Genomic DNA, 23,966 nt, shown 5'->3' with positions numbered 1-23,966 from the left:
CACAGCGAAAAAAAAGCAGGTTGCCTGGCAGTTGACTAGTATTGCCTGCCAGGCAAGCGCCATTTCCGGTGGGGATATGCATGGCCCAGGCGAATGATGTGGTCATTTGCGAATACTGCGACGCTGTTTATCAGCGCGCCCCCCTGCAACGTCGCCAAAGTGCACTGTGCCTGCGCTGCGGCGGTGTGCTGTACCGCCACAACCCTTTGAACGTACAACGGCGCCTGGCCCTGTGCGTGACCGGTGGCGTGCTGCTGGCGTTTGCCAACGCCTACCCGGTGATGACCATCAGCATGGGCGGCATCAGCAATTCGGCAACGTTGTGGGATTCGGTACTGATCCTCAGCCACGGCAGCATCACCTTCATCGCCCTGGTGCTGGCGCTGGCGATCATCTTCGCCCCGGTGCTGCAGATTGCCCTGTTGTGCTGGGTGTTGGGCTTCGCGGTGGGCGGGCGTCGCGCCCCTGGCTTTGCCAGTTGCATGCGCGCGCTGGAAGGCCTGCGGCCGTGGAGCATGCTGGAGGTATGCCTGCTCGGCGCCATGGTCGCAGTGATCAAGTTGGCCGGCCTGCTCGACGTGATCCCGGGTATCGGCCTGATCGCCCTGGCGGCGCTGAGTGTGTTGCTGATTTTCATCGCGGGTCGCGACATCCGCGATTTGTGGGCGCAGGTATGAGCGCGCCGGCGTTGGCCGACCAGATGAACCTGTGCCTGTGCCACGGCTGTGGCCAGGCCTGCGCCCTGCGCCTTGATCAGCACCATTGCGACCGCTGCGGCGCGCCGTTGCACCGACGCAAGGCCAACGCCATCACCCGCGGCTGGGCCTTTCTGTTTGCCGCGTTGATCTTCTATATCCCGGCCAACGCATTGCCGGTGATGAACACCGAAATGCTCGGTCAGGGCAGCGACAGCACCATCGTCGGCGGGGTGCTGGAATTCTGGGAGGCGGGCGCCTGGGATATCGCGTTGATCATCTTCATCGCCAGTATCGGCGTGCCGGCGATCAAGTTCGTGTCCCTTGGGCTGTTGCTCTTCACCGCCCAGCGCCGCAGCCAATGGGCGCGCCGCCAACGTTCGCAACTGTTTCGCTGCGTCGAATTGATTGGCTATTGGTCGATGCTCGACGTCATGGTGGTGGCGTTGGTGGCGGCGCTGGTCCAGCTGCGTGGGCTGGGCACCATCGAGCCACGCCCAGGCATCCTGTTTTTCGGCATGGTGGTGGTGCTGACCATGTTCTCGGCCATGAGCTTCGACCCACGTCTGATCTGGGACGACCAACCACACCACGGGGAGCATGGCGATGGCGCTGGAAACTGACAACCGCGCTGGCCCCGGCCAGGCCCAGGTCCGCACACGGCGCTTGAATGTCTCGCTGGTGTGGGTGGTGCCGATCCTGGCGCTGCTGGTCGGCGCTTCGCTGGTAGTGCGCAACTGGATGGAACAGGGGCCGGTGATCAGCATTTCGTTTCGCAGTGGTGAGGGCCTGGTGGCGAACAAGACCCAGGTGCGCTACCGCAGCGTGGTGATCGGCGAAGTGACGTCGGTGGAGCTGGCCGCAGACCACAAGAGCGTAGATGCCAAGGTCGAGTTGTCGAAAGAGGCGGAGTCGTTCGCCACCGAAGGTGCGCGCTTCTGGGTGGTGCGCCCGCGCATCGGCGCCGGGGGCATCTCCGGGGTCGATACCTTGCTCTCGGGCAGCTTTATCGGCGCCGATGCCGGGGAGTCGAAAAAGCCCGAAAAAAACTTCGTCGGGCTTGAGTCGCCACCGCCGATCACCTATGGCGAGAAGGGCAAGCGCTTTGTGCTCAGCGCCAATGACCTGGGCTCGCTGGATATCGGTTCATCGATCTACTTCCGCAGAATCCCGGTGGGCGAGGTGGTGTCCTACGCCATCAAGCCCGATGGCAGGGGGGTGGACATCGATATTTTCGTGCAGTCGCCCTACGACGCCTTCGTCACGCTGGATACACGCTTCTGGAATGCCAGCGGCATCGACATGCAGATCGGCGCTAACGGGTTGAAAGTCGAGACCCAGTCGCTGTCGTCGATCCTCATGGGTGGGCTGGCCTTCGGCACCCCCGAATATGCCGCCGTCGCCGAACCTGCGGCTGATCAACAGGCCTTCGAACTGTTCGCCGACCGCGATGCGGCCCTGGCACCGCCGACCGGTAGCCCGCAATACCTACGCCTGCGCTTCGACCAGTCGATGCGCGGGCTGGCGGTCGGCGCACCGGTCGAATTCAAGGGTGTGGAATTCGGCCGGGTGACCTCGGTGACCCTGGATTACGACCCGAAAAAACAGATCTTCCCGGTGGTGGTCGATGCGGCCATCTACCCCAAGCGCCTGGGCCCGGTGCACCAGAAAATGCTCAAGGTGTTCAACCATACCGAGGGCGACGCCGCCGGGGCCCGACAGCTGATCGGCTCATTCGTCGAGCACGGCCTGCGCGCCCAGGCCCGCAGCGGCAACCTGATCACCGGCCAGATGTTCATATCTCTGGACTTCTATCCGGACGCGCCCAAGGTCGCCTTCGACATGAGTGCCGACCCCATCGTCATCCCCACCGTGCCCGGCAGCCTGGAAAAACTCCAGGAGCAGTTGCAGGGTGTGGTGGAACGCATCGGCAAGCTGCCGCTGGAAAGTATTGCCGGCAACCTCGACGGTACGCTGCGTGAGTTACGCGCCACGCTCAAGCGCGTCGATGGGCAGACGCTGCCGGGGGTAACCAACACGCTGAGCGAACTGCAGAAGACCCTGCGCACGGCCAATTCGGCGATCGACGAAAACTCGCCGCAAAGGGAAAAGCTGGGAGACACGCTGCAGGAGCTGGAGCGCATGTCACGCTCGCTGCGCGACCTGGCAGATTACCTCGGCCGTCATCCCGAATCGCTGATTCGCGGGCGGCCGAAAGCCGCAGGCGCGGACGACGTGCAACCCTGACCACGCCCCAAGGAGTGAGAGCCGATGCGCACGCTGCCTACCCTGTTGCTGGCCACGCTGGTGGTGCTGACCGCGGGCTGCCGCAGCGCGCCGAACAATTACCACACCCTGGTGGCTGCGCAGCCGAACCGTGGTGCGGGTGAGACGATTCTGGTCGAGCGGGTCAGCCTGCCACCCCAGGTGGATCGCCCGCAATTGGTGATACGCCAAGGCACCAGTGGCCTTGTGATCCTTGAGACCGAATGGTGGGGCGCCAACCTGGTCGATGAGTTCCGCAGTGCCTTGCAGGACCAGTTGGGAGGGCCGGTTGGCGGCACGCCGCGCGCTGTGTTGCGGGTGGAGGTGCAGCGCTTCGACTCGGTGCCTGGGCAGTACGCGCTGCTGGAAGCGGTGTGGCGCCTGCAGCGCCCGGGGCAAAACGAGATGACCTGTCGAACGTCGGTGCAGACCCCCGCGCAGAACAGCGTCGGCAGCCTGGTCGGCGCTCAGCAGGTTAACCTGCAGAAGCTTGCCCGCGCCGTGCGAGGGAGTGCCTCGGGTTGCCCAAGGTCCTGAACAATACCACTCAGCGCAGCCGCAACAGATGGTCCAGCGACAACGCACCGCCACCCTTGGCCAGCAGCAACAGCAGCAGGCCCGCCCAGGACAGGTGGGTCGGCCAGGCGTCAGGGTAGACGAACAATTCGATCACTGTAGTCATGCCGAGCAGGGCCAGCGCCGAAAGTCGGGTGAACAAGCCAAGCACCAGCAGCAGCGGGAACAGGTGTTCGGCATAGGTCGCCAAATGGGCGGCGAGCCACGGTGACACCAAGGGCAGCGCATATTCGCTCTGGAACAACTCATAGGTACTGGGCGTGATGCTCAGAAAGCCTTCGACCTTGGTGCGGCCTGACATGAAGAACACCGAGGCGATGCCCAGTCGTGCGACCAGGCACAACAGGTTGTCGTTGAGCAGCCGTTGCAGGCGGTCGGCCAGGCCGTTCCAGCGTTGGCGCAAGCTAATTGCCGGGGCAGTGGAGCGCAGGGTGTCCATGGCCATTCCTTCATGCGAACGAGAGTGGGCGAAAAACCTGGTCTTGCAGCAGGCGACCGAGCAGGTCGCTGAAGTCCAGGTCGGGTTGGCATTGCTGGGCGAGCTGCGAGGCAGTTTCCAGCGAGTGGCCTGCCGCGCAGGCATCGAGGAAAGTGCAGCCGCCGATTTCCAATGGCTGGTGGCTGACGCCTTCGCTGCCGCCACTGAGCAGCGCGCCCTCTGCCACCCAGGGCTGCGCGTCCGCCCACGGTTGGCCTTCACGGCTGCAGCGCCACAGGCTGAGCGCCGGGTGTGCGTTGAACCACTGCCAGCGCACGCTTTGGCGCGGGGTAAGGTGGCTGTGCATCAGGTCGTTGGCGGTCATGCCGGCCAGCTCGGTGAGGTCAAGGCAAGGGTCCTGATCGGCGCTGAACACCTCGCACCAGTAGAAGTCCAGGCGTGCGACGTCGGCCAGGTAGGGCAGCCCGTGATGGGCCTGCAATTGCTCCAGAAAACACGCGAAGCCGGCCCCGTAATGGATCAGCCGGGGATCGTCGGGCGGCGAGTGGTTAGCGTAGGCGGTTGCGACTTCCTGCATCCAGTCGGGGCCTACCAGGGTCTCGACGCTGGGGAAGTTGGCCCGCAGTGCATCGACGCAGCCGGCCAGCACGGTATTGCGGTACACCGCGAATGCCGCTTGCCCGGTCAGGCCTTGCAGCAGCGGGGCAGGGCGCCGGTAGAGGGCGTCGATGAAGGCGTCCTGAAACTGGCCAAGGGGCAGGTTCATGGCAAGGCTCCCGGGTGGTCGAGGGTCGCTTGGGCGATGGCGCGTTCGGCCAGCAGGTCATCGAAAGCCGGCAGGTTGCCGTCGCGCTCGATCAGCGTCGGGCTAGGGCCGATACGGGCGATCAGGCGCCGGTACAAGGCCCAGACCGGCTTGGCAATGGCGGCATCGTGGGAGTCGATGAGCAGCGCGCCCTGCGCGTCGTGGCTGTGCCCGGCCAGGTGTACCTCGCTGATGGCTTGGGCCGGGAAGCGGTCGAGATAGTCCTCGGCGTTGAAGCCCAGGTTGTGTGCACTGACATGCACGTTGTTGACGTCCAGCAGCAACGTGCACTCGGTGCGGCGCACCAGTTCACCAAGAAACCCGATCTCGTCCCAGTCATGCCCTTGCAACTGCAAGTAGTGGCTGGGATTTTCCAGGGCGATGCAGCGCCCCAGGGCATCCTGGGTGCGCAGGATGTTGTCGCTGATGCGTGCCAGGGCTTCGTTGCTGCGGGGGAAGGGCAGCAGGTCGGGTTGGTACTGGCCGCGCCAGGTGGACCAGGCCAGGTGCTCGGACACCAGCGCCGGCTTGACCAGGTCGATCAGCGCCCGCAGGCGGCGCAGGTGGGTGGCGTCCGGCTCGGCATCCGCTGCCAGTGACAGCGCAACGCCGTGCAGCGACAGCGAATGGCGCTCGGCCATGCGCTGCAGCCAGGCAAGGCGTGGGCCGCCGACCATGTAGTTTTCCGGATGCACTTCGTACCACAGGCCTTCGACGTTGCACGCCAGGGCCTGAGCATAGTGCTCGGCCTTGAGCCCGAGCCCGGCGCCAAGGGTGTCGATCCGGTTCATGGTCGGCTCCTTGCACTCAGGACTTGCTCGGGGTCAGCGACCCCATGCCGTTGGGGGTCTTGATCGACGTGCAGGTGCCGGCCGGTACGTTCTTCCAGTGCATGGCGTCGTAGTCCTTCTTCGCACTGCCGGCACAGGTGGTACCAGCGCCGGCCTTGCAATCGTTCTTGCCGGCCATGGCGACGCCGTAGCATTTCTCCATGGCTGCACCGCTGCTGGTGGTATCGGCGGCCATGGCGACACTGGCCATGGAAGCGAGGGCCAGAGCGGCAGTGGCGAGGGCGAGGGTTTTCATGGTGGTGTCTCCGGGTTAGGTGGCCGTGGTGAAGTACCGGCGGCTCATTGAGTAGTTCGCGGCGATAGTTGTCCCGGTTACAAGCCGGCGAAATTTTTTTCCAGTGGGTGGCTTGGGCTCATCTAAGGTTCGATAAAAGAAACCTTCCGACGGTGTAACCCTGGCGGCCAATGCAACGAACTAACCCACAGGACTTGCTTGCTGCACGCGAAACGCAGTTGCAGCGCATGCTGCTGCGCGGGCTGGCAGGTGATGCGCAGGCTTACCGCGAATTCCTCGCGGCATTGGCACTGCACGTGCGCGGTTTTCTGAGGCGGCGTCTGCAACAGCGCCCGGCAGAGGTCGAAGACCTGCTGCAGGAGGTGTTGCTGGCCGTGCACAACGCCCGGCATACGTATCAGCCGCAACAGCCGCTGACCGCGTGGGTGCAGGCGATTGCCCGGTACAAGCTGGCGGATTATCTGCGCCGCTACGCTCACCGCGAGGCGCTGCACGACCTGCTGGAAGACGACAGCGAGCTGTTTGCGGCCAGCGACGAGGTGCCCGCCCAGGCCAGCCGCGACCTGGGTAAACTGCTGGGGCAGTTGCCCGAGCGCCAACGTTTGCCGATCGTCCACGTCAAGCTTGAGGGCCTGTCAGTGGAAGAAGCCGCAAGGATCACCGGGCTCTCCAGTTCGGCGGTCAAGATAGGTATCCACCGTGGGCTGAAGGCCCTGGCCAGGTTGATTCGAGGCAGTGAAAGCGATGAAGACCGATGAACTGATTTCCCTGCTGGCCGCTGGCGAAGGGCCGATAGACCGGCACGCCCTGGCGCGGCGCATGACCGTGGCGCTATTTGCCGGCGTGCTGACCGCGTTGTTGATGACAATCGCCATCTACGGTGTGCGCAGCGACCTTGCCGACGTGGCGCGCACGCCGTTGTTCTGGGCCAAGCTGGCTTTGCCCGGCAGCCTGGCGCTGCTGGCGCTGTGGTTGACGCAACGCCTGGCCAGGCCGGGCGTCAAAGGCGGGGTGGCCTGGGGGCTGCTGGGGCTCCCATTGCTGGTGGTGTGGCTGGGCGCGGCGATCAGCCTTTCCGGCGCCCCGGTAGACGCCCGTGCCGAGTTGATTCTCGGCCGCACCTGGCGCACCTGTGCGTTGAACATCGCGCTGCTGTGCATACCCGTGTTCATCGCCGTGACCTGGGCGCTGCGCGGGCTGGCCCCGACCCGCTTGCGCCAGGCAGGCAGCGCGGGCGGCCTGCTGGCGGGCTCCACCGCGACCCTGGCCTACTGCCTGCACTGCCCGGAAATGCAGGTACCGTTCTGGGGCATCTGGTACGTGCTGGGCATGGCCTTGCCGACGCTGTTTGGTGCCGCATTGGGTCCGCGCTTATTGCGGTGGTAAGCGCGCTGGGTGCACGAAAGGTCGCTTTCCGCTAGAATGCCCGCCGGGTGCTAAGCTGCGCGAAGCAGTGATGCAGGTTAAATAACTACGCAGGTCGGGCCGCCTGCGGGAGTCGTCGCACCCATGCAAAAACATGTATTGCCTCGCGCGCAGCAAATCGCTCAGCGCGCATTTGCCAATTTCGAGCGCTTTCTGCACATCGAAGCCGTCAGCGGCATCGTACTGCTGATCGCCGCCGTGGCGGCCCTGATCTGGGCCAATTCCCCTGCTGCCGACAGCTACGATGCCCTCTGGCACACCCCTATTTCCTTCGGCATCGGCTCGCTGGTGTACTCGCAATCCCTGCATTTCTGGATCAACGATGGCTTGATGACCATCTTCTTCCTGGTAGTCGGCATGGAAATTCGCCGCGAGATCCATGAAGGCGCGTTGTCCAGCCTGCGCCAAGCCACGCTGCCGATGGCGGCGGCAGTCGGTGGGGTCGCGGTGCCCGCGCTGATCTACCTCGCCTTCAACCATGGCCCCGCCGACCATCAGGGCTGGGCGGTGCCCACCGCCACCGACATCGCCTTCGCAGTGGGTGTGCTGGCGCTGCTGGGCAAATCGATCCCCTCGAATGTGCGGGTGTTCCTGCTGGCGCTGGCGATCATCGACGACATCATAGCCGTGCTGATCATCGCCTTCTTCTACTCCGGTGGCCTCGATTACAGCGGCCTTGGTGTGGCTGCAGTGGGCCTGCTGCTGGTGGTCGGCCTGCAGAAGATCGGTGTTGGCTCGGCCTATGCCTACATCATCCCCGGCTTCATCACCTGGTTGGGCGTGCTGATGACCGGAGCCCACCCGACCTTGGCGGGTGTGGCACTCGGCCTGATGACGCCAGTCAAGGCCATGCCGCTGGGCGAGCGCCCGCTTGAGGCCGTCAGCCGTTTCACCGACGACCTGCTGGGACGCGCCAAGTCTCCCGAGCGTGATGCCAGCCAGCTCATGAGCCCGCTGAAAAACCTGCGTCTGGCCCAGCGGGAACTGGTACCACCGGTTACCCGTGTGCAAGGCAACCTGCACCCGTGGGTAGCCTACGCGATCATGCCGTTGTTCGCCCTGGCCAACGCCGGTGTTGGCTTATCGGGTGTTGACCTGACTGCCGACGGGCCATTCTGGGTGATGGTGGCCGTGGCCGTGGCTCTGGTCGCCGGCAAGCCCTTGGGCGTCGTCAGCGTCAGCTGGCTGATGGTGCGCTTGGGCTGGTGTGCATTGCCAGCGGGTGTGACCTGGCGCGGCATCACCCTGATCGGGCTATTGGCGGGTATCGGTTTCACCATGTCGATCTTCATTGCCAACCTGGCCTTCGCAGACCCAGGTGCCCTGGGTGCGGCCAAGCTTGGCGTGCTGTCTGGCTCCGTTATCGCTGCGGTGATTGGCGTGACCTGGGGTGTTCTCGGCCTGCGCAAAGCGACCCCTGCGGTGCCGGCAGAAGCGGGTTGACGTAACGGCCGGGTGCACGGATGAGGAAATATATTTCCACGCGTGCATCCAATCGCCTCCCTGGCGGGTATTACAGGCAGCGCGAATTCGCGCTGTCGATTACTCGCCAGGAGATTTGCACCATGAATAGCCCAGTTGCCACGCTGATGATCACCGGCGGCATTGTCCTGATTCTGGCTAGCCAGGCCGCTCACGCTCAAACTGCTGTTCCCGACCCAGTCAAAGTCCCCGATGGCCATAGCGTCATGCTCGAGACCGTCGGCGTCGGCCAGATCACCTACGAATGCCGCGACAAAGCCAACGCGCCCGGCCAGACCGAATGGACCTTCGTCGGGCCAAAGGCCGTGCTCAACGACAGGGCTGGCAAGCAGGTCGGCGACTACTTCGGACCACCCGCCACCTGGCAGGCAAAAGACGGCTCCAAGGTCACCGGCACCCAGCTGGCCATTGCACCCGCCGCCAAGGGCGACCTGCCTTACCAGTTGGTGCAGGCCAACCCGGCCGAGGGTAAAGGGGCCATGACGGGTGTGAGCTACATCCAGCGCCTGGCCACTCGCGGCGGCGTGGCACCGGCAAGCGCCTGCTCGGTGCAGAACAAGGGTGAGAAGAAAATCGTCGAGTACCAGGCCGACTACATCTTCTGGGCAGCAAAATGATGCTGCTCCCAGCGGGCAGGTGAGCCACTGGCGACTACGCTCATCGACAACCCCAGCCATCTGGCTGGGGTGCCGTCCAAGGACAGAGCATTGAATTCACCTTTGCCACCGTTTGATTTCCAACGTTGCCTTGAGGCCTGCGCACAGGGTGACCGGCGTGCCTTGCACGCGCTCTATGAAGAGGAAGGCGCGCGCTTGCTCGGGGTGGCCCGGCGTATCGCCCGCGATGACGCCACGGCCGAAGATATCCTGCACGACGCTTTCCTGCGTATCTGGACCCGCGCGGCCAGCTTCGACCCCGCACGTGGCTCGGCGCGTGGCTGGGTCTATAGCGTCACCCGGCACCTGGCGCTGAATTTCATTCGCGATACGCGGCGCGAAGTCGAACTGGATGAAGCGGCTTTTTCCAGTGCGCCGTTCGTGCAAGACATCGATTTTCAGGCGGATTCGGCCAAGGTTCACCGCTGCCTCGAGCAGCTTGAGCCTTCGCGCAAGCTGTGCATCCTGCATGCCTATGTCGACGGTTGCAGCCATGCCGAGATTGCCGGCTTGCTGAACACGCCGCTGGGCACGATCAAGGCCTGGATCAAACGCAGCCTGAAGGCGTTGCGGGAGTGCATGGGATGAAGAAGCCGCCTGGCGAAACCGCCGAAGCGCTCGACCAGCTTGCCGGGGAGTACGTGCTGGGAACACTGTCGGCTGACGAACACGAAGCCGTGCGTCAGCGCCTGGGCGAGGATGGGGCGTTACGCGGCGCAGTGGATGCCTGGGAGCAGCGGCTGCTGGCACTGAATGCACTGGCCGAACCGGTGGCACCCAGTGCGCGGTTATGGAGCCGGATCAACCGCAGCCTTGATGTGCAACAACGTGCACAGCCATTGCGCTGGTGGCAACGCTTGGCGCTGTGGCAAGGCATGGCCGGTGCCGGTGCGCTTGCCAGCCTGCTGTTGGCGTTCACGTTGCTGACGGCCAAAGCGCCGGACCCTTCGTATCTGGTGGTACTGGTGGCGCCGGCTGACAGTGCCGCAGGTTGGGTGGTGCAGGCGAGCGATAGGCGCAACATTCAGCTGATTCCATTGGGGCAATTTCCAGTCCCGAGCGACAAGGTGCTGCAGTTCTGGACCAAAGGTGAACAGTGGCAGGCGCCGGTTTCGCTGGGCCTGGTCAAGCCGGGCGAGCAGTACCGCGTGCCCTTGCACGATCTGCCGCCGCTGGAAGCCAACCAGCTGTTCGAGTTGACCCTGGAAAAGGCGGGCGGCTCGCCGACCGGTCGGCCTACGGGGCCAGTGCAATTCATTGGTCGGGCGGTCAAAGTCCTTTGACACCCGCCTGAAAGGTAAGCGGCGCTTGCGCGCCGCTATTGATCAATGCACGTGCTCCAAGGGCTGCTTTCGCGGCGCTGGCGCACCTTCATGAGGCTCGACCTCCACGATTGGCACCTCATTGCCGTCACAGTCGAACAACTTGCCATCGCGGAAGGAATCGCCATCGTTGAGCCCGGCAATGTCGCGGTAACGCAAGGTACGCTCGCTGGCGGCGACGAACACCGACTGCTGGTCGGAGTTGCCGGCACGCAGGTGGTTGAACAGCAAATTAAGCAGAATCGCCATGATCGCCGCCGAGCTGATGCCAGAGTGGAAAATCGTCTCGAACCAGGTCGGGAAGTGGTGATAGAAGCCTGGCGCAGCGATTGGGATCATGCCGAAGCCGATTGAGGTGGCGACGATGATCAAGTTCATGTTGTTGCGATAGTCCACCTGTGCCAGTGTGCGGATGCCGCTGGCTGCGACGGTGCCGAACAGCACCACCCCGGCGCCGCCGAGTACGGCGGTGGGCACGGCGGCAATCAACCGGCCCATTACCGGCAGCAGGCCGAGCGTCACCAGAATCAGGCCTGTGGTGGCGACCACGTAGCGGCTCTTAACGCCGGTCACGGCAACCAGGCCGACGTTCTGCGCGAAGGCACTTTGGGTGAAGGAACCGAACAGCGGCGCTAGGGCGCTGGAGATCATGTCGGCGCGCAGGCCGTTGCCGAGCCGCTTCGAATCGACCTTGGTGCCGATGATTTCGCCGACGGCCAGGATGTCCGCCGAGGTCTCGACCATGGTCACCACGATCACGATCAGCATCGAGAGAATCGCCGCAACCTGGAACTCAGGCGCGCCAAGCGGCAAGGCCTGCGGCAGCGCGACCAGCGTGCCGTTCATCACCTGCGAGAAATCGGCCATGCCAAACGCCACTGCCACCAGCGTACCGATCACCATCGCCAGCAGGATCGACAGGCGCGAAATGCTGGCGCTGCCTAGCTTGCTCAGCAGCAGCACGGTAGCCAGAGTGAACGCTGCCAGAGCGATGTTGGCGGTACTGCCGAAATCCGCCGCTTGGCTGTTGCCGCCCATGGCCCAGCGCGCGGTGACCGGCATCAGGGTCAGGCCAATGGTGGTGATGACGATGCCCGTCACCAGTGGCGGAAAGTACTTGGTGATGCGCGAGAACAAGGGCGTGATCAGCAGCCCGATCAATGACGCCGCGATCACCGCGCCGAACACCACCGAAAGGCCAACACGGCCGTCGCTACCGATGATCGCGATCATGGTCGCCACGCCGGCGAAGGACACGCCTTGCACCAACGGCAACTGGCAGCCGAAGAAGGGGATACCCAGGGTTTGCAGCAAGGTCGCCAGACCGCCGGCGAACAGCGAGGCTGCGATCAGCAGGCCCACGTCTGCCGGGGCCAGGCCGGCCGCCTGGCCAATGATCAACGGTACGGCAACGATACCCCCATACATCGTCAGCACGTGCTGCAGGCCATAGGCCAGGTTGGCGCCGACGCCGAGGTTCTCGTCTTCGGGACGAGGTGTAGCGGGTGAAGTCATGGTGAGTAGCTCGCTTTTGTTTTTGTAATGCGTCTAACAGCACGGTTTCAGTCGCGGTGGGTGAACATTCATGGAGGGCTGGCCGTTGCGCTATGGCGTGCGCAACGGCCCGGTTGCATTACTCGCCGATAACCAGTTGGCGGGCCAGCTGGTTGTGGCGCTCCAGTACCCGCGGCAGGTCGACGGTGGTGATGCGGCCATCCTTGACCACCACACGGCCGTTGATCACGCTGGTGTGAACCTGGGTCGGCGTGCAGAACACCAGCGCCGCCAGCGGGTCGTGGTGCGCACCGGCATAGGACACGTGGCCGAGGTCGAAGGCGACCAAGTCGGCGACCATGCCCGGCGCCAGGGCACCGATGTCATTGCGGTTGAGCACCTTGGCGCCGCCGAGGGTGGCGATTTCCAGCGCCTCGCGTGCGGTCATCGCGTCGGGGCCGAAGCCGACCCGCTGCAGCAGCAGTGCCTGGCGCACTTCGCCGATCATGCTGGCACCGTCGTTGGACGCCGAACCGTCGACGCCCAGGCCCACCGGCACGCCGTGGTCGCGCATCTTGCGGATCGGCGCGATACCCGAGGCCAGGCGCATGTTCGAGCATGGGCAGTGGGCCACGCCGGTGCCGGTGCGGGCGAACAGCTCGATGCCGTGCTGGTCGAGTTGTACGCAGTGGGCGTGCCAGACATCGTGGCCGACCCAGCCCAGGTCTTCGGCGTATTCGGCCGGCGTCATGCCGAACTTTTCGCGGCTGTAGGCGATGTCGTTGACGTTTTCGGCCAGGTGGGTGTGCAGCGACACCCCGTAGTTGCGCGCCAGCACTGCGGCTTCGCGCATCAGGTCGCGGCTGACCGAGAACGGCGAGCAGGGCGCTACCACCACGCGCAGCATCGAGCCGTGGCTGGCATCGTGGTAGTCCTCGATCAGGCGCTGCGACTCCTTGAGGATGTCGCTTTCCTTTTCCACTACCGAATCCGGCGGCAGCCCGCCCTGGCTTCGGCCCACGCTCATGCTGCCGCGCGCGGCGTGGAAGCGCATGCCGATCTCGCCGGCAGCGTGGATGCTGTCGTCGAGCTTGCAGCCGTTGGGGTAGATGTACAGGTGGTCGCTGGAGGTGGTGCAGCCGGAGAGGATCAGCTCGGCCATTGCGGTCTGGGTCGACACCGCGATCATCTCCGGCGTCAGCCGCGCCCAGATCGGGTACAGGTTGGTCAGCCAGTTGAACAGCTCGCCGTCCTGAGCGGCCGGCACCACGCGGGTGAGGCTCTGGTACATGTGGTGGTGGGTGTTGACCAGCCCCGGGATGACCACCTTGCCGGTCATGTCGAGGATTTCGTCAGCGTGCTGGGGCAGTTCGTCGCTGGGGCCGACCTGCTTGATCAGGTTGTCTTCGATGTACAGGCCACCGCGGCGGATCTCGCGGCGTTCGCCGTCCATCGTGACCAGCAGTTCGGCGTTTTTTATCAGCAAAGTCTTGGGCATAGGTATTCCACTCCCGCTTGGGGCGTTGTATTCGAGGTTCTTTCGCAGGCAGCCTGGGTTCAGGCGCCGGGTGTAGAAGACTGAAACGAAGAGGGCTTGCCGGCCGAGTGGACGACATTCGCGCAGAGGCGGGAGAGGGTGTGCAGCGATGGGAGTTGCATGGCTTTAGCCTGTCGCAATACGCAGCGGCGATGACCGGTGTCGTAGGCGTCAGGTAATGTAACCAGGAATGTTTGTTTTTGTATACGAAAAATTCAGGCCGTATCTCCACGAGCAAACAGGCAAAAAAAGAGGCCCGCAGGCCCCTTCGAGGAAAAATAGGAGGCTCGCTTACACCCCTTCAACCTTGCGCGGCGCCATGAAATACAGCCACACCAGGGCGATGAAATACATCGTCGGGATCATGGTGAACAGCACGGCATAGTTGTTATGAGTGACGGTCAGCACGCTGCCGACGATCTGTGTCATGAACATCCCGCCAATGGCCGCGCACATGCTGCCGAAGCCGAACACCGTGCTCACCAGGTGCTTGGGCGTGTAGTCCATCAGCAGGCTCCAGATGTTCGCCGTCCAGGCCTGGTGCGCGCCGACCGCCACAGCGATGGCCAGCACCGCGATCCACAGGTCGCTGGCGTGCGCGGCGAAGGTCACGCTGACGATGGTGCAGGCGAAGATCAGCATCGAGATCAGGCGTGCCCGCGTGGCGCGCACGCCGCGGCCGATCAGCCACGACGAGAGGATGCCGCCGCCGATGCTGCCGAAGTCGGCCGTGAGCCAGATCAGGATCAGTGGGATGCCCATCTGGGTGACGCTGATGCCCAGGTTGTACTGCTGGTTGAGAAACGGGGGCAGCCAGTAGAGGTAGAACCAAAACACCGGTGCGGTGATCGCGAATGCCACGGCGAAGGCCCAGGTGCCGCGCATGCGCAGGATGCGGCTGAAGGGCACGCGCACTGCGTCAGGCTCGTCTTCTTGCTGGATGTAGTCCAGCTCGCTCTGGCGCACGCTGGGGTGGTCTTCGGGGTTGAAGTACTTGAGGCCCCAGAAAATTACCCAGACCAGGCCCAGGCAGCCCATGGCGATGAACGCGGCCTGCCAACCCCAGGCGGCAAGGATCAGCGGCAGCAGCGCCGGGGTGATCATGGCGCCGACGTTGGTGCCGGCGTTGAACAGCCCTGTGGCGATAGCCCGTTCGCCGGCAGGGAACCACAGGCGCGTGGTTTTCACGCAGGCGGGGTAGTTGGCAGCTTCGGTCAGGCCGAGGATGAAGCGGCAGACCATGAAGCCTGCGGCCGAAGTGGCCAGGCCGTGGGCGCCGGTGGCCAGGCTCCAGAGCAGCACCGCGACGAAGAAGGCGCGCTTGACGCCGACCTTGTCGATCAGCCGGCCTTGCAGCAGAAAGCCGATGGCATAGCCCACCTGGAACCAGAAGTTGATGTTGGCATAGTCCATCGCCGTCCAGCTCATGTCCTTGGCCAGCATGGGCTGCATGATGCCGAGGGCGGCACGGTCGATGTAGTTCAGGGTGGTGGCGAAGAACACCAGGGCGAGCATGCCCCAACGCGTCTTGCCGACGGCAAAGGCGCCGCGAATCTTGCTGCCCATGGAAGCATGGGGAATCGGAGGCATGGCGGATGTACCTGTTTCTTGAAATTGTAATGAGCTGCTGGATGCTTCTAGCTTGCGGCTTTTGCCCAAGGCAGAGGGCACTCGCGAAGCCGGGGCATGGTGCGCAGTCAACGCGGGAGCGTCAATGCCAAGTATGGCGCTTGCGTTCGATAACCGAACGAATGCCGACCGCATGAACTTATAAGAGGTGGCGGGTATCTCTACTGAAAGCTGTACAGGAAACTACACTTGTACAATATTTCGAGTGATTCCAGCCCATGGCCAGTAGAAGCGGCATCCCGGCAATGTTGGTCCTGAGCGCCCTGTTGGTGGTGATACCAGCAGCCTCGGCAGACTGGCGCTCCGCGCTGCCGGCGTCACGCCAGTTGGGCAGCGGTGAGTTCACCTGGTTTGGCTTCAGTGTCTACACCGCGCGGTTGTGGGGGGCGGATTCGCCGCAGGGCTGGCAAGCGCCATTTGCCTTGGAGCTGATCTACCACCGGGCGTTGTCCCGCGACACGCTGGTGCAGGCGAGCGTCGATGAAATGCGCCGCCTGAGTGACCGCCCATTGCCCCAGGCCACCCTGGAGCATTGGACCCGATCCATGCAAGAGGCATTCGTGGACGTGCAGCCAGGTACGCGCATCACCGGCCTGTATCTGCCAGGGCAGGGCTGCCGGTTCTATGTCGATGGGCACTTGCGCCACGAGGTCCCCGACCCGGCCTTCGCCCGCGCGTTCTTCGCTATCTGGCTCGACCCGCGAGCCCGCGACCCACAATTGCGCCAGCGCCTGCTCGGCCTGGGAGGAGATTGAAAATGGGTAGAGTTCTGCTGTTGGTCGGCTGCCTGCTGCTGGGCAGTTGCGGCAATGTTGAAGTCGACCACTATGCTGGCGAGAAGCCGAGATTCGACCTGGTCGCGTTCTTCTCTGTGCCGGTGCAGGCCTGGGGCATGGTGCAGACGCGCTCGGGCGAAGTGACCAAGCGATTCCATGTGCGTATCGACAGCCGCCGCGAAGGTGGGAAGCTGTTACTAGACGAGCATTTTGTGTACAGCGATGGCACCCGCCAGCAGCGCACCTGGACGATTATCCCGGATGGGCCTGGGCGCTGGATTGGCCGGGCCGGCGATGTGATCGGCGAGGCGCGGGGCGAGGTGGCGGGGAATGCACTGCGCTGGCGTTACCGGCTGGATGTGCCGGTCGATGGCAGGCACTGGGAGTTGGACATCGACGACTGGATGTACCTGATGGATGACGACACCCTGATCAACCGTTCGAGCATGCGCAAGCTGGGTGTGGAAGTGGGGCAGGTGACCCTGTTCTTCCGCCGGCTGCCGTGAAATTGTGGGAGCGGGCTTGCCCCGCGAAAGGGCCATGCCGGACGATCGAGGTGTATGGCCAGGGCGTCGCCCTGGTTCGCGGGGCAAGCCCGCTCCCACAGAGTTAGCGCCTCAGGGCGACACGCAGGGCGCATGGAAAAACAAGCCCCCAGATTGGCATCAATATCAGCGCAGTCGGTAACGACCCCATTGGCAACTCGACATCCGCCAAACGCGCCCCTGCCAAGTAAGCCAACGGCCCACCGACCATACCCAGCAGCCCCCCGAGCCAGATCGGACGCGCCGCCCACGCCAGGCTATGGCGTAGCCCGCTGGCGAGCACCAGCCACATCAGGGCCAGCCAAAGCGGCAGTGGCCATTGCGCAAACGTGAAGACACCTAGCAAACCCAGGGCGCTATCCAGTAGGCAACCCATAATCGACACGAACACCAACGCACACACTTCACCCTTGCGATCCTGGCAATAGCCCAGGTGCAGCGCCAAGCCAATCGGCACGATCACCAGCAGCCATGGCTCGTGAGCTCCAAGCACGCACACCCACCAACCCGCCTGCAACCACAAGGCGTTGCCGATCAACCACCGACGGGTCACGTTTTAGGCGCCCGGCAACGGCGCTCGGCGCGCCTGCGGCGCAGCCCACAGCAATTGCGCCACACCGATGGCGCGTTCCTCGAAACCGCCCTGGCAGTAACACAGGTAAAACTCCCACAGTCGCTGGAAGGTTTCGTCGTAACCCAACGCCTTGAGTGCAGCACGCGCCTGGCGCAGGTTGTCGCGCCAATGGCGCAAGGTGCGTGCGTAGTCCTGGCCGAAGTCTTCCAGGTGCACCAGGTTCAGTGTGGTCTGGCGGCTGGCGGTGTCGAGCAGCACGCTCAGCGAGGGCAGCGCGCCGCCGGGGAAGATGTAGCGCTGGATGAAGTCCACCGAGCGCCGCGCTTGGGCGTAGCGCTGGTCGCGAATGGTGATGGCCTGCAGCAGCATCAGGCCATCGTCTTTGAGCAGCGTGGCGCACTGGCGAAAATACGTGGGCAGGTAGCGATGGCCGACCGCCTCGATCATCTCGATAGACACCAGCTTGTCGAAGCGCCCACGCAGGTCACGGTAATCTTCGCGCAGCACACTGATGCGTTGGGTCAACCCCAGCGTTTGCACACGCTGCAAGGTATGGGCGTACTGCGCATCGGACAGTGTCGTGGTGGTGACGCGGCAGCCATGCCGGGTGGCAGCATGGATGGCCAGGCTGCCCCAGCCGCTGCCGATTTCCAGCAGGTGGTCGTCGGGCGTGAGTTCGAGTTTCTGGCAGATGCGTTCGAGCTTGTTCAACTGCGCCTGTTCCAGGCTTTGCTCGGCGTTGTCGAACTGCGCCGCCGAGTACATCATGGTAGGGTCGAGCAGGCGCTCGAACAGGTCATCGCCCAGGTCGTAGTGGGCGAGGATATTGCGCCGCGCGCCACGCCGATTGTTGCGGTTGAGCCGGTGCAGCAGGCGCAATGCAGGGCGCGCCAGGCGCGCCAGGCCGCCTTCCATGGCGTCGAGCACGTCCAGGTTGGCGACGAAGACGCGGGTGACTGCCGCCAGGTCGGGGGTGTGCCAGTAACCGTGGATATAGCCTTCCCCGGCACCGATCGAGCCATTGCTGGCCACCAGGCTCCAGGCGGCCTCATCGATGATTTCGACTTCGGCGTACAAGGCACTGCCGGCTTCGCCGAAGCTCCACTGCCGGTCCTGGCAGATCACCCGCAGGCTGCCGCGGGCCAGGCGCCGCAGTTGGGCCAGCACGGCCATCCTGGCCAGGCTGGCGCACATCGGCGTGCGGCCTGCCGACTTGCTAACGCTCAGGCTGGGATCGGTCATGATCGTGCTCCTTACAGATGGCGTGGCCAAGGCCCAGGTTGCCCTGGCTGGCACGGTGGTCGTGGATCGGTGTGCGCTTGAACAGCAACTGCAGGGCCTGCCAGTAGATCGCCGACACGGTGCGCAGGCTCATCCAGGGGAAGGTGAGGATGTGGCGGTGCAACGCGGCGCGGTCCAGCGGCCCGCGTTGCAGCGCCAGGTCGGCTTCGAACACCTTGTGCCCCTGGCGCCAGTTCTCCATGTGCACGTGCACGCGCCGGGCATCGCGTATAAATCGCAGGCGGTATTCCATGTCCAGTGGCAGGAACGGCGAGACATGGAATGCCTTGGCCACGGCAAATCCCTTTTCCAGGCCATCCTGCACCGGCAGTACATAGTGAAAGCGCTCCCGCCAGGGCGTGTTGCGCACCTCCAGCAGAATCGCCGCCAGCTGGCCGTCGCGGTCGTGGCAGAAATAGACGCTGACCGGGTTGAACGACAATCCCCAGCAACGCGGTTGGGTGAGCAGGTGTACCGCGCCCTCGGGCGTTTGCCCGGTGGCCCGGCCGACCAGCTGCCGCGCGGCCTGGGCCAGTGGTTGGCCATGCTGGGTGAGCGCCGGCAGGTAATCGCTTTCACGCCAGCACAACGGCGCCAGGCGCGAGCGGCCAAGCCAGCGGCTGAGGCCGAGCAGGCGCGATTGTTCGTCCAGGTCCAGGTAAAACATGCCGATCCGGTAGCGAAACCTGTGTGTTCGCGGGGTCAGTCGTCGGTGGCTGACCCAGCCATGACACAAACTGCTGTTCACAAGCCTTCCCCAAAAAAATCCGCCACTTTCAGCGCACTGACGACGCCGTCTTCATGAAAGCCATTGGCCCAGTAGGCGCCGCAGTAATAGCTGTGTTGCCTGCCTTGAAGTTCGTCCTGGCGGGCCTGGGCGGCCAGGGCCACCAGGCTGTATTGCGGGTGGGCATAATTGAAGCGCGCGAGGATCTGCGTCGGGTCAATCAGCGCTGTCTGGTTCAGGCTCACGCAGAAGGTCACGGGCGCTTCGATGCCCTGCAGAATGTTCATTGCATAGGTCAGCGCGGCGGGGCTCTGCTGAGGGCCGCCGAGGCGATAGTTCCAGCTGGCCCAGGCTTTGCGTCGGCGCGGCAGTAGCCGGGTGTCGGTGTGCAGCACCACGTCGTTACTGGCGTAGGTGATTGCCCCCAGTACGGCGCGTTCGTCTGCGCTGGGGGCTTCCAGCAGGGCCAGGGCCTGGTCGCTGTGGCAGGCGAACACCACGCTGTCGAAACGTTCGCTGCCCGCTGCGCTAAGCACGGTTACGCCACCCTCGTCACGGCTGACCCGACTGACCGGGCAATTGCGCCGGATGCGCTCGGCGAAGGGTTGACACAACGGCGCCAGGTAGCTGCGCGAGCCGCCCTCGATCACCCGCCATTGCGGGCGATTACTCACCGACAGCAGGCCGTGGTTGCGGCAGAAGCGCACGAAGAACTGCAAGGGGAAACCGAGCATGTCGGCGCGCGACATCGACCAGATCGCCGAGCCCATCGGCACGATGTAATGGTCGATGAAGCGCTGTCCGTAGCCCTGCATCTGCAGATAACCACCCAAGGTGGTGGCTTCGTCGATACGTTTGCTGTCAAGGTCGGCGATCGCGTTGCGATTGAAGCGCAGAATGTCGCGCAGCATGCCCCAAAAACCAACGGATAACAGGTTGCTGCGCTGGGCGAACAGCGTGTTCAGGTCATGGCCGTTGTACTCGAAACCACTGCGTGGGTCGTGCACCGAGAAGCTCATCTCCGTGGGCCTGGAGGCAACCTTCAGCTGATCGAGCAAGCGGATGAAATGCGGGTAGGTCCAGTCGTTGAAGACGATGAAACCCGTGTCTACCGCATACTGCCGGCCCCCCCAGTGCACGTCGACGGTGTGCGTGTGGCCACCGATCCAGGCAGCGGCCTCGAACACGGTGACTTCGTGCCGGCGCGACAGCAAGTAGGCACAGGTGAGGCCGGCGATGCCGCTGCCGATGATTGCGATACGCATGCTGGCCTAATCCTGTTGCTTGCGTGCCAGGCGTTGGCCTAGCTTCAGTCGCCAGCGCACCGGCAGTGCGCCGAGCAGGCGCAGCACCTGGGTGAAAACACCGGGGAAGTTGATTTCCAGTGGGCGTCGCGGCAGCCGCGCGGCGATGTGCTGGGCGGCGCGCTCGGCGGTCCACATCTGGGGCATGGGGAAGTCATTGCGACGGGTCAAGGGGGTGTCGACGAAGCCCGGACTAATCAGGGTGACGTCGATACCCTCGTTGATCAGGTCGATGCGCAGCGACTCGATCAGGTAGCGCACGGCCGCTTTGGACGCACCGTAGGCTCCGGCGCGCGGCAGTGCCAACCAGGACACCGAGCTGCCCATCACTACCAGGTGCGGGCGCTGGCCGCGGCGCAGCAAGGGTAGGGCAGCGTGCAGGCAGTGGCTGAGGCCGAGCAGGTTGGTGCGTAGCACGCGCTCGACCAGGTGGGGGTCGAACTGGCCCGGTTCCAGGTATTCGCAGGTGCCGGCGTTGAGAATCACCAGGTCCAGTGCACCCCAGTGTTGCTCGATCTGTTCGGCGATTGCTGCGACTTGCCGAGGGTCATCGATGTCCCCGATGGCCAGCAAAGCCTGCTGGCCAAATTGTCCGGCCAACGGTGCCAGGCTTTCGGCCCGCCGCGCGCCCAGCGCAAGCTGATGACCCTGTTCCAGCAGCCGTGCCGCCAGCGCTGCGCCAATGCCGCTGCTGGCACCGGTCAGCCAGCAGCGGCTCATGCCAGCCTGCCCTTGAGCCAACGGACGGCGCCGCCCAGCACCGGCACATGTTCATAAAGCAATGCCCCGGCGTCGAAGTAGTCCTGATGAAAGTACACCCGCTCCTGCCAGCGCAGGTGACTGCAGCCTTGCAGGCTGACCCGCTGCCCGCTATTGAGACGCGGATGGCGAAAATGCAAGGTCCAGCGGATGTAGCCGTGGCCCGGTTGCACTTCGTCGGTGCCCTCGAAGGCGTAGCGCACTTCCTGGATATTGCCGTACAGCTCGGCAAAATAAGCGCGCAAAGCAGTTATGCCGGTGATGTGGTGCAGCGGATCGCGGAACGTGATGTCGTCGCTGTACAGGTCACCTAGCTGGTCGAGGGTGTGCACATCGAGCTGGGCAAAGCGTTCGGCGAAGGTTTGCAGGTAGCTGGACATGCGCGATCCTGTACAAAGATGTTTTCTTGTACAGGTATAGTTCAGCTCTGGGTAGAAAGCTATACAGAGCACTTATTTTGTATAGCTTTTGCCTGCTGCCGCTTGAGCGCCATAACTTTTATTCATCAGATCGTCATTGGAAATGTCGCTGTATACAGGCTGAACGGCACTTTAACCTTTTGGTTTCCCGCCAAGAACAACAAGGAACCGTTCAATGTCTGCATTCACTTTTTCCGGGGTGAACCTGGCCATTACCACCCCGTTCGACGCGCAGGGCAACATCGATTTCTCGCGCTTCGAAGGTCTGATCGAGCGCTATCTGGCTGCAGGTGTGCACGGCTTTGTGCTCAGCTCTGGAACCGGGATGCACGTGTACCTGAGCAAAGACGAATCGAAGGAACTCGTGGCGTTCGGCGCCAGGGTGATCAACGGCCGAGCCCGAGTCATCGCCCAGACGTCCGCATTGCTTGTCGAGGACGTCCTTGAACGCACCCGCCACGCCAAGGACTGCGGCGCCGACGGGGTGATGGTGTTGCCGCCTTTTTTCGAAGGCCCCACCGACGATCAGGGCATCATCGATTTCTATTCGGCGGTGTCTGAAGCAGGCCTGCCGATCATTGGCTACAACGTGCCCCAGGCGGTGGGCGTTGAAGTGACGCCGGCGCTGTTCAGGCGACTGAGCGAGATCCCCAACTTCGTCTCGGTCAAGGACAGCAGCGGTGACCTGGCCGCCCAGGCCTCCCTGGTTCGCACCGGTTTGCCGACCCTCAATGGCGCCGATCCACTCGTGCCGTACGCATTGTTTGCGGGTGCTGCAGGGCTGATTTGGGGCGGCGCGAACCTGGCACCGAAAACCTGCGTGGCGCTGGTCAATGCCGCCCAGCGAGGCAAGTGGGAGGACGTGCAGCAGATCTGGAAATCCCTGGCGCCGGTCATGTCGCTGATCTGGCAAGGCGACTATGTGCAGTCGGTGTATGCTGGCGCCGAACTCATGGGTTATGGAGCGGGTAACCCACGCCGGCCACTGGCGCGCCTGGCGGATGGAAAACTGGCGGCCTTGCGCGAAGCACTGGCACCACTGAACGAAGAAGCTTAGCTGGCGCTTGAAATGGAAATGGGCCTCCATCGAGGCCCTTTTTTTGTATGATGGCCTGCCAATCGTGAACTTGAGTCGAAGGCCGATGGTGAAGCACACAGAGCCCGATCAGTCGCTGATCCAGATGCCTTCGCTGCGTGCGGTCAAGGCGTTCGTCGCGGCCGCGAAGTACCTCAATTTCACCCGCGCGGCGGAAGCGTTGTGCGTGACCCAGGCGGCGATCAGCAAGCAGATTCGCGAGCTGGAAGGCTTTATGGGCGCCGAACTGTTCATCCGCAACGGGCGTACCGTGCAACTGACGCCCGACGGTGCGATCTTCTTCGATGCCGTGCAGCTGTCCCTCAGCAACATTTCCCAGGTGTCGGCGCGCATCCGCAGGCAAAACAAGGGCAAACGGGTCGTGACGCTGTGCTGCACACCTGCATTTTCCGGGCTTTGGCTGACGCCACGCTTGTCGGAGTTTCTGGCCGGCAATCCTGACATCGACCTGAACCTGGTGGTCACGCAGAATTTCGTAACCCTGGAACCCGGCGTGCAACCGGACATCTTCATCAACAAGCTGTCGAAAATCCGCGAAGGGTACAGCAGCCATCCGCTGGCGTATGACGTGATCTACCCGGTTTGCAGCCCGGGCTATCTGGAGCAGTATCCGCACGTCGCCACGCTCGATGGCATCAGCCAAAGCGCGTTGCTGAACCTCAGCCCTTACGGCCGCTCACAGATCGCCGAACACGTGGATTGGCACGTCTGGTTCGAATACCACAATGTCGACCTGGGCACGCGGGTGGCTGCCGGCGCTCAGCTGTTGCATTCCAACGATTATGGCTCGCTGGTGCAGTTGGCGGTCCAGGGGCAGGGCGTTGCCTTGGGCTGGCATTACCTGGTGAACCCGTTGATAGAGGAGGGCAGGCTCGTACGTCCAGTGGCGCACGAACTGGTGCATAAGGATAGCCAGCACTTTTTGACATTCAATGAGCAGAAAAAAGACGACGATGCCTGTTGCCGCCTGCGGGATTGGATCTTGTCCAAGTTCTAGGCCTTGCTCAATGATCAAAGGTTGCCGGCATCGCGCGCCATCTGTCATTTGCCAAGGCTTTGCACAAGGTCAATCAT

At 63.6% G+C, this 23,966-nt stretch carries 27 protein-coding genes; 14 read left to right on the top strand and 13 right to left on the bottom strand.

Annotated elements, in window-relative coordinates; translation table 11 throughout:
• Positions 1 to 80 precede the first annotated feature (80 nt).
• Genes ACZ6YA_RS19375 through ACZ6YA_RS19360 form a run of 4 tightly spaced genes read left to right on the top strand, consistent with a single transcriptional unit; the run spans position 81 to position 3,497 of the window.
• A complete protein-coding gene (locus tag ACZ6YA_RS19375; RefSeq protein ID WP_465898704.1) occupies positions 81 to 677 on the top strand; it encodes a paraquat-inducible protein A in 597 nt (198 codons plus the stop codon).
• Positions 674 to 1,318, top strand: coding sequence for a paraquat-inducible protein A (locus tag ACZ6YA_RS19370; RefSeq protein ID WP_465898703.1), 645 nt, complete (start codon positions 674 to 676; stop codon positions 1,316 to 1,318). The genes ACZ6YA_RS19375 and ACZ6YA_RS19370 overlap by 4 nt, the downstream gene beginning before the upstream one ends.
• Positions 1,302 to 2,942, top strand: a complete 1,641-nt coding sequence (locus ACZ6YA_RS19365; protein WP_465898702.1) for a PqiB family protein — start codon at positions 1,302 to 1,304, stop codon at positions 2,940 to 2,942. The genes ACZ6YA_RS19370 and ACZ6YA_RS19365 overlap by 17 nt, the downstream gene beginning before the upstream one ends.
• A 24-nt stretch (positions 2,943 to 2,966) precedes the next feature.
• On the top strand, positions 2,967 to 3,497 hold the full coding sequence (locus tag ACZ6YA_RS19360) for a PqiC family protein (RefSeq protein WP_465898701.1): 531 nt from the start codon (positions 2,967 to 2,969) through the stop codon (positions 3,495 to 3,497).
• Between the two features lie 10 nt (positions 3,498 to 3,507).
• Here ACZ6YA_RS19360 and ACZ6YA_RS19355 read toward each other — a convergent pair whose 3' ends face one another.
• The 4 genes from ACZ6YA_RS19355 to ACZ6YA_RS19340 are packed head-to-tail and all read right to left on the bottom strand — an operon-like array spanning position 3,508 to position 5,866.
• Positions 3,508 to 3,975 (bottom strand): DoxX family protein, encoded by a 468-nt coding sequence (locus ACZ6YA_RS19355; protein WP_465898700.1) that lies wholly within the window; start codon positions 3,973 to 3,975, stop codon positions 3,508 to 3,510.
• 10 nt (positions 3,976 to 3,985) lie between these two features.
• Entirely contained in the window at positions 3,986 to 4,741 is a 756-nt protein-coding gene (locus tag ACZ6YA_RS19350; protein WP_465898699.1) for an HvfC/BufC N-terminal domain-containing protein, read from the bottom strand.
• The gene (gene bufB, locus ACZ6YA_RS19345) at positions 4,738 to 5,571 is read right to left on the bottom strand and encodes an MNIO family bufferin maturase (protein ID WP_465898698.1); all 834 of its coding nucleotides are present in this window, start codon (positions 5,569 to 5,571) and stop codon (positions 4,738 to 4,740) included. Before bufB ends, ACZ6YA_RS19350 begins: the two co-directional genes overlap by 4 nt.
• Positions 5,572 to 5,587: 16 nt before the next feature.
• Complete coding sequence (locus ACZ6YA_RS19340) at positions 5,588 to 5,866, bottom strand: BufA1 family periplasmic bufferin-type metallophore (RefSeq protein ID WP_465898697.1); 279 nt, start codon at positions 5,864 to 5,866, stop codon at positions 5,588 to 5,590.
• Between the two features lie 170 nt (positions 5,867 to 6,036).
• On the opposite strand from ACZ6YA_RS19340, the gene ACZ6YA_RS19335 reads away from it, so the two are divergent.
• The 6 genes from ACZ6YA_RS19335 (at position 6,037) to ACZ6YA_RS19310 (ending at position 10,712) form a co-directional block, all read left to right on the top strand.
• The gene (locus ACZ6YA_RS19335; protein ID WP_465898696.1) at positions 6,037 to 6,624 is read left to right on the top strand and encodes a sigma-70 family RNA polymerase sigma factor; all 588 of its coding nucleotides are present in this window, start codon (positions 6,037 to 6,039) and stop codon (positions 6,622 to 6,624) included.
• A complete protein-coding gene (locus ACZ6YA_RS19330) occupies positions 6,611 to 7,252 on the top strand; it encodes a DUF1109 domain-containing protein (RefSeq protein WP_465898695.1) in 642 nt (213 codons plus the stop codon). Before ACZ6YA_RS19335 ends, ACZ6YA_RS19330 begins: the two co-directional genes overlap by 14 nt.
• A gap of 123 nt (positions 7,253 to 7,375) precedes the next feature.
• Entirely contained in the window at positions 7,376 to 8,734 is a 1,359-nt protein-coding gene (gene nhaA / locus ACZ6YA_RS19325) for a Na+/H+ antiporter NhaA (protein ID WP_465898694.1), read from the top strand.
• 146 nt (positions 8,735 to 8,880) lie between these two features.
• Complete coding sequence (locus ACZ6YA_RS19320) at positions 8,881 to 9,390, top strand: DUF3455 domain-containing protein (RefSeq protein WP_465898799.1); 510 nt, start codon at positions 8,881 to 8,883, stop codon at positions 9,388 to 9,390.
• 90 nt (positions 9,391 to 9,480) lie between these two features.
• Positions 9,481 to 10,017: a sigma-70 family RNA polymerase sigma factor gene (locus ACZ6YA_RS19315; protein WP_465898693.1), complete on the top strand. Its 537-nt coding sequence runs from the start codon at positions 9,481 to 9,483 to the stop codon at positions 10,015 to 10,017.
• A complete protein-coding gene (locus tag ACZ6YA_RS19310) occupies positions 10,014 to 10,712 on the top strand; it encodes an anti-sigma factor (protein ID WP_465898692.1) in 699 nt (232 codons plus the stop codon). The genes ACZ6YA_RS19315 and ACZ6YA_RS19310 overlap by 4 nt, the downstream gene beginning before the upstream one ends.
• Positions 10,713 to 10,754: 42 nt before the next feature.
• On the opposite strand, the gene ACZ6YA_RS19305 is transcribed toward ACZ6YA_RS19310, so the two are convergent.
• The 3 genes from ACZ6YA_RS19305 to ACZ6YA_RS19295 all read right to left on the bottom strand — a co-directional run bounded on the left by ACZ6YA_RS19305 (position 10,755) and on the right by ACZ6YA_RS19295 (position 15,372).
• Positions 10,755 to 12,266, bottom strand: coding sequence for a nucleobase:cation symporter-2 family protein (locus ACZ6YA_RS19305; RefSeq protein ID WP_465898691.1), 1,512 nt, complete (start codon positions 12,264 to 12,266; stop codon positions 10,755 to 10,757).
• Positions 12,267 to 12,384: 118 nt separating this feature from the next.
• Positions 12,385 to 13,743 carry an 8-oxoguanine deaminase gene (locus ACZ6YA_RS19300; RefSeq protein ID WP_465898690.1) on the bottom strand — a complete coding sequence of 453 codons (1,359 nt, stop codon included), beginning with the start codon at positions 13,741 to 13,743 and terminating at the stop codon, positions 12,385 to 12,387.
• 330 nt (positions 13,744 to 14,073) lie between these two features.
• Positions 14,074 to 15,372, bottom strand: coding sequence for an MFS transporter (locus ACZ6YA_RS19295; protein ID WP_465898689.1), 1,299 nt, complete (start codon positions 15,370 to 15,372; stop codon positions 14,074 to 14,076).
• Between the two features lie 257 nt (positions 15,373 to 15,629).
• On the opposite strand from ACZ6YA_RS19295, the gene ACZ6YA_RS19290 reads away from it, so the two are divergent.
• Both ACZ6YA_RS19290 and ACZ6YA_RS19285 read left to right on the top strand, forming a co-directional pair.
• Entirely contained in the window at positions 15,630 to 16,166 is a 537-nt protein-coding gene (locus tag ACZ6YA_RS19290) for a chalcone isomerase family protein (protein ID WP_465898688.1), read from the top strand.
• A gap of 2 nt (positions 16,167 to 16,168) precedes the next feature.
• Entirely contained in the window at positions 16,169 to 16,693 is a 525-nt protein-coding gene (locus ACZ6YA_RS19285) for a DUF3833 domain-containing protein (protein ID WP_465898687.1), read from the top strand.
• 103 nt (positions 16,694 to 16,796) lie between these two features.
• Here ACZ6YA_RS19285 and ACZ6YA_RS19280 read toward each other — a convergent pair whose 3' ends face one another.
• From ACZ6YA_RS19280 to ACZ6YA_RS19255, 6 genes are read right to left on the bottom strand one after another with little or no spacing between them, the layout of a single operon-like run.
• A complete protein-coding gene (locus tag ACZ6YA_RS19280; RefSeq protein ID WP_465898686.1) occupies positions 16,797 to 17,285 on the bottom strand; it encodes a DUF2878 domain-containing protein in 489 nt (162 codons plus the stop codon).
• A gap of 3 nt (positions 17,286 to 17,288) precedes the next feature.
• On the bottom strand, positions 17,289 to 18,548 hold the full coding sequence (locus tag ACZ6YA_RS19275) for a class I SAM-dependent methyltransferase (RefSeq protein ID WP_465898685.1): 1,260 nt from the start codon (positions 18,546 to 18,548) through the stop codon (positions 17,289 to 17,291).
• Positions 18,523 to 19,335, bottom strand: coding sequence for a DUF1365 domain-containing protein (locus tag ACZ6YA_RS19270; RefSeq protein WP_465898684.1), 813 nt, complete (start codon positions 19,333 to 19,335; stop codon positions 18,523 to 18,525). The genes ACZ6YA_RS19275 and ACZ6YA_RS19270 overlap by 26 nt, the downstream gene beginning before the upstream one ends.
• Positions 19,332 to 20,579: an NAD(P)/FAD-dependent oxidoreductase gene (locus ACZ6YA_RS19265; RefSeq protein WP_465898683.1), complete on the bottom strand. Its 1,248-nt coding sequence runs from the start codon at positions 20,577 to 20,579 to the stop codon at positions 19,332 to 19,334. Before ACZ6YA_RS19265 ends, ACZ6YA_RS19270 begins: the two co-directional genes overlap by 4 nt.
• A 6-nt stretch (positions 20,580 to 20,585) precedes the next feature.
• On the bottom strand, positions 20,586 to 21,338 hold the full coding sequence (locus ACZ6YA_RS19260; protein ID WP_465898682.1) for an SDR family NAD(P)-dependent oxidoreductase: 753 nt from the start codon (positions 21,336 to 21,338) through the stop codon (positions 20,586 to 20,588).
• Positions 21,335 to 21,757 (bottom strand): nuclear transport factor 2 family protein, encoded by a 423-nt coding sequence (locus tag ACZ6YA_RS19255; protein WP_465898681.1) that lies wholly within the window; start codon positions 21,755 to 21,757, stop codon positions 21,335 to 21,337. Before ACZ6YA_RS19255 ends, ACZ6YA_RS19260 begins: the two co-directional genes overlap by 4 nt.
• A gap of 214 nt (positions 21,758 to 21,971) precedes the next feature.
• Between ACZ6YA_RS19255 and ACZ6YA_RS19250 the strand changes: the two genes are divergently transcribed.
• Together ACZ6YA_RS19250 and ACZ6YA_RS19245 are read left to right on the top strand one after the other, a co-directional pair.
• A complete protein-coding gene (locus tag ACZ6YA_RS19250; RefSeq protein WP_465898680.1) occupies positions 21,972 to 22,853 on the top strand; it encodes a dihydrodipicolinate synthase family protein in 882 nt (293 codons plus the stop codon).
• An 85-nt stretch (positions 22,854 to 22,938) separates the two neighbouring features.
• The gene (locus ACZ6YA_RS19245) at positions 22,939 to 23,889 is read left to right on the top strand and encodes a LysR family transcriptional regulator (RefSeq protein ID WP_465898679.1); all 951 of its coding nucleotides are present in this window, start codon (positions 22,939 to 22,941) and stop codon (positions 23,887 to 23,889) included.
• Positions 23,890 to 23,966 lie beyond the last annotated feature (77 nt).

It is taken from the genome of Pseudomonas sp. NPDC090752, assembly GCF_055584805.1.
This window is presented reverse-complemented; position numbering and strand designations above follow the sequence as displayed.

What these genes read in the sequence shown, in the direction of transcription:
- ACZ6YA_RS19355 (WP_465898700.1), bottom strand. Translation starts at nt 3,975, where the DNA reads ATGGACACCCTGCGCTCCACTGCCCCGGCAATTAGCTTGCGCCAACGC.
- ACZ6YA_RS19370 (WP_465898703.1), top strand. Translation starts at nt 674, where the DNA reads ATGAGCGCGCCGGCGTTGGCCGACCAGATGAACCTGTGCCTGTGCCAC.
- ACZ6YA_RS19375 (WP_465898704.1), top strand. Translation starts at nt 81, where the DNA reads ATGGCCCAGGCGAATGATGTGGTCATTTGCGAATACTGCGACGCTGTT.
- ACZ6YA_RS19285 (WP_465898687.1), top strand. Translation starts at nt 16,169, where the DNA reads ATGGGTAGAGTTCTGCTGTTGGTCGGCTGCCTGCTGCTGGGCAGTTGC.
- ACZ6YA_RS19295 (WP_465898689.1), bottom strand. Translation starts at nt 15,372, where the DNA reads ATGCCTCCGATTCCCCATGCTTCCATGGGCAGCAAGATTCGCGGCGCC.
- ACZ6YA_RS19255 (WP_465898681.1), bottom strand. Translation starts at nt 21,757, where the DNA reads ATGTCCAGCTACCTGCAAACCTTCGCCGAACGCTTTGCCCAGCTCGAT.
- ACZ6YA_RS19265 (WP_465898683.1), bottom strand. Translation starts at nt 20,579, where the DNA reads ATGCGTATCGCAATCATCGGCAGCGGCATCGCCGGCCTCACCTGTGCC.
- ACZ6YA_RS19275 (WP_465898685.1), bottom strand. Translation starts at nt 18,548, where the DNA reads ATGACCGATCCCAGCCTGAGCGTTAGCAAGTCGGCAGGCCGCACGCCG.
- ACZ6YA_RS19260 (WP_465898682.1), bottom strand. Translation starts at nt 21,338, where the DNA reads ATGAGCCGCTGCTGGCTGACCGGTGCCAGCAGCGGCATTGGCGCAGCG.
- nhaA (WP_465898694.1), top strand. Translation starts at nt 7,376, where the DNA reads ATGCAAAAACATGTATTGCCTCGCGCGCAGCAAATCGCTCAGCGCGCA.
- ACZ6YA_RS19245 (WP_465898679.1), top strand. Translation starts at nt 22,939, where the DNA reads ATGGTGAAGCACACAGAGCCCGATCAGTCGCTGATCCAGATGCCTTCG.
- ACZ6YA_RS19350 (WP_465898699.1), bottom strand. Translation starts at nt 4,741, where the DNA reads ATGAACCTGCCCCTTGGCCAGTTTCAGGACGCCTTCATCGACGCCCTC.
- ACZ6YA_RS19360 (WP_465898701.1), top strand. Translation starts at nt 2,967, where the DNA reads ATGCGCACGCTGCCTACCCTGTTGCTGGCCACGCTGGTGGTGCTGACC.
- ACZ6YA_RS19250 (WP_465898680.1), top strand. Translation starts at nt 21,972, where the DNA reads ATGTCTGCATTCACTTTTTCCGGGGTGAACCTGGCCATTACCACCCCG.
- ACZ6YA_RS19300 (WP_465898690.1), bottom strand. Translation starts at nt 13,743, where the DNA reads ATGCCCAAGACTTTGCTGATAAAAAACGCCGAACTGCTGGTCACGATG.
- ACZ6YA_RS19365 (WP_465898702.1), top strand. Translation starts at nt 1,302, where the DNA reads ATGGCGCTGGAAACTGACAACCGCGCTGGCCCCGGCCAGGCCCAGGTC.
- ACZ6YA_RS19335 (WP_465898696.1), top strand. Translation starts at nt 6,037, where the DNA reads ATGCAACGAACTAACCCACAGGACTTGCTTGCTGCACGCGAAACGCAG.
- ACZ6YA_RS19305 (WP_465898691.1), bottom strand. Translation starts at nt 12,266, where the DNA reads ATGACTTCACCCGCTACACCTCGTCCCGAAGACGAGAACCTCGGCGTC.
- ACZ6YA_RS19330 (WP_465898695.1), top strand. Translation starts at nt 6,611, where the DNA reads ATGAAGACCGATGAACTGATTTCCCTGCTGGCCGCTGGCGAAGGGCCG.
- ACZ6YA_RS19340 (WP_465898697.1), bottom strand. Translation starts at nt 5,866, where the DNA reads ATGAAAACCCTCGCCCTCGCCACTGCCGCTCTGGCCCTCGCTTCCATG.
- ACZ6YA_RS19310 (WP_465898692.1), top strand. Translation starts at nt 10,014, where the DNA reads ATGAAGAAGCCGCCTGGCGAAACCGCCGAAGCGCTCGACCAGCTTGCC.
- ACZ6YA_RS19320 (WP_465898799.1), top strand. Translation starts at nt 8,881, where the DNA reads ATGATCACCGGCGGCATTGTCCTGATTCTGGCTAGCCAGGCCGCTCAC.
- ACZ6YA_RS19290 (WP_465898688.1), top strand. Translation starts at nt 15,630, where the DNA reads ATGGCCAGTAGAAGCGGCATCCCGGCAATGTTGGTCCTGAGCGCCCTG.
- bufB (WP_465898698.1), bottom strand. Translation starts at nt 5,571, where the DNA reads ATGAACCGGATCGACACCCTTGGCGCCGGGCTCGGGCTCAAGGCCGAG.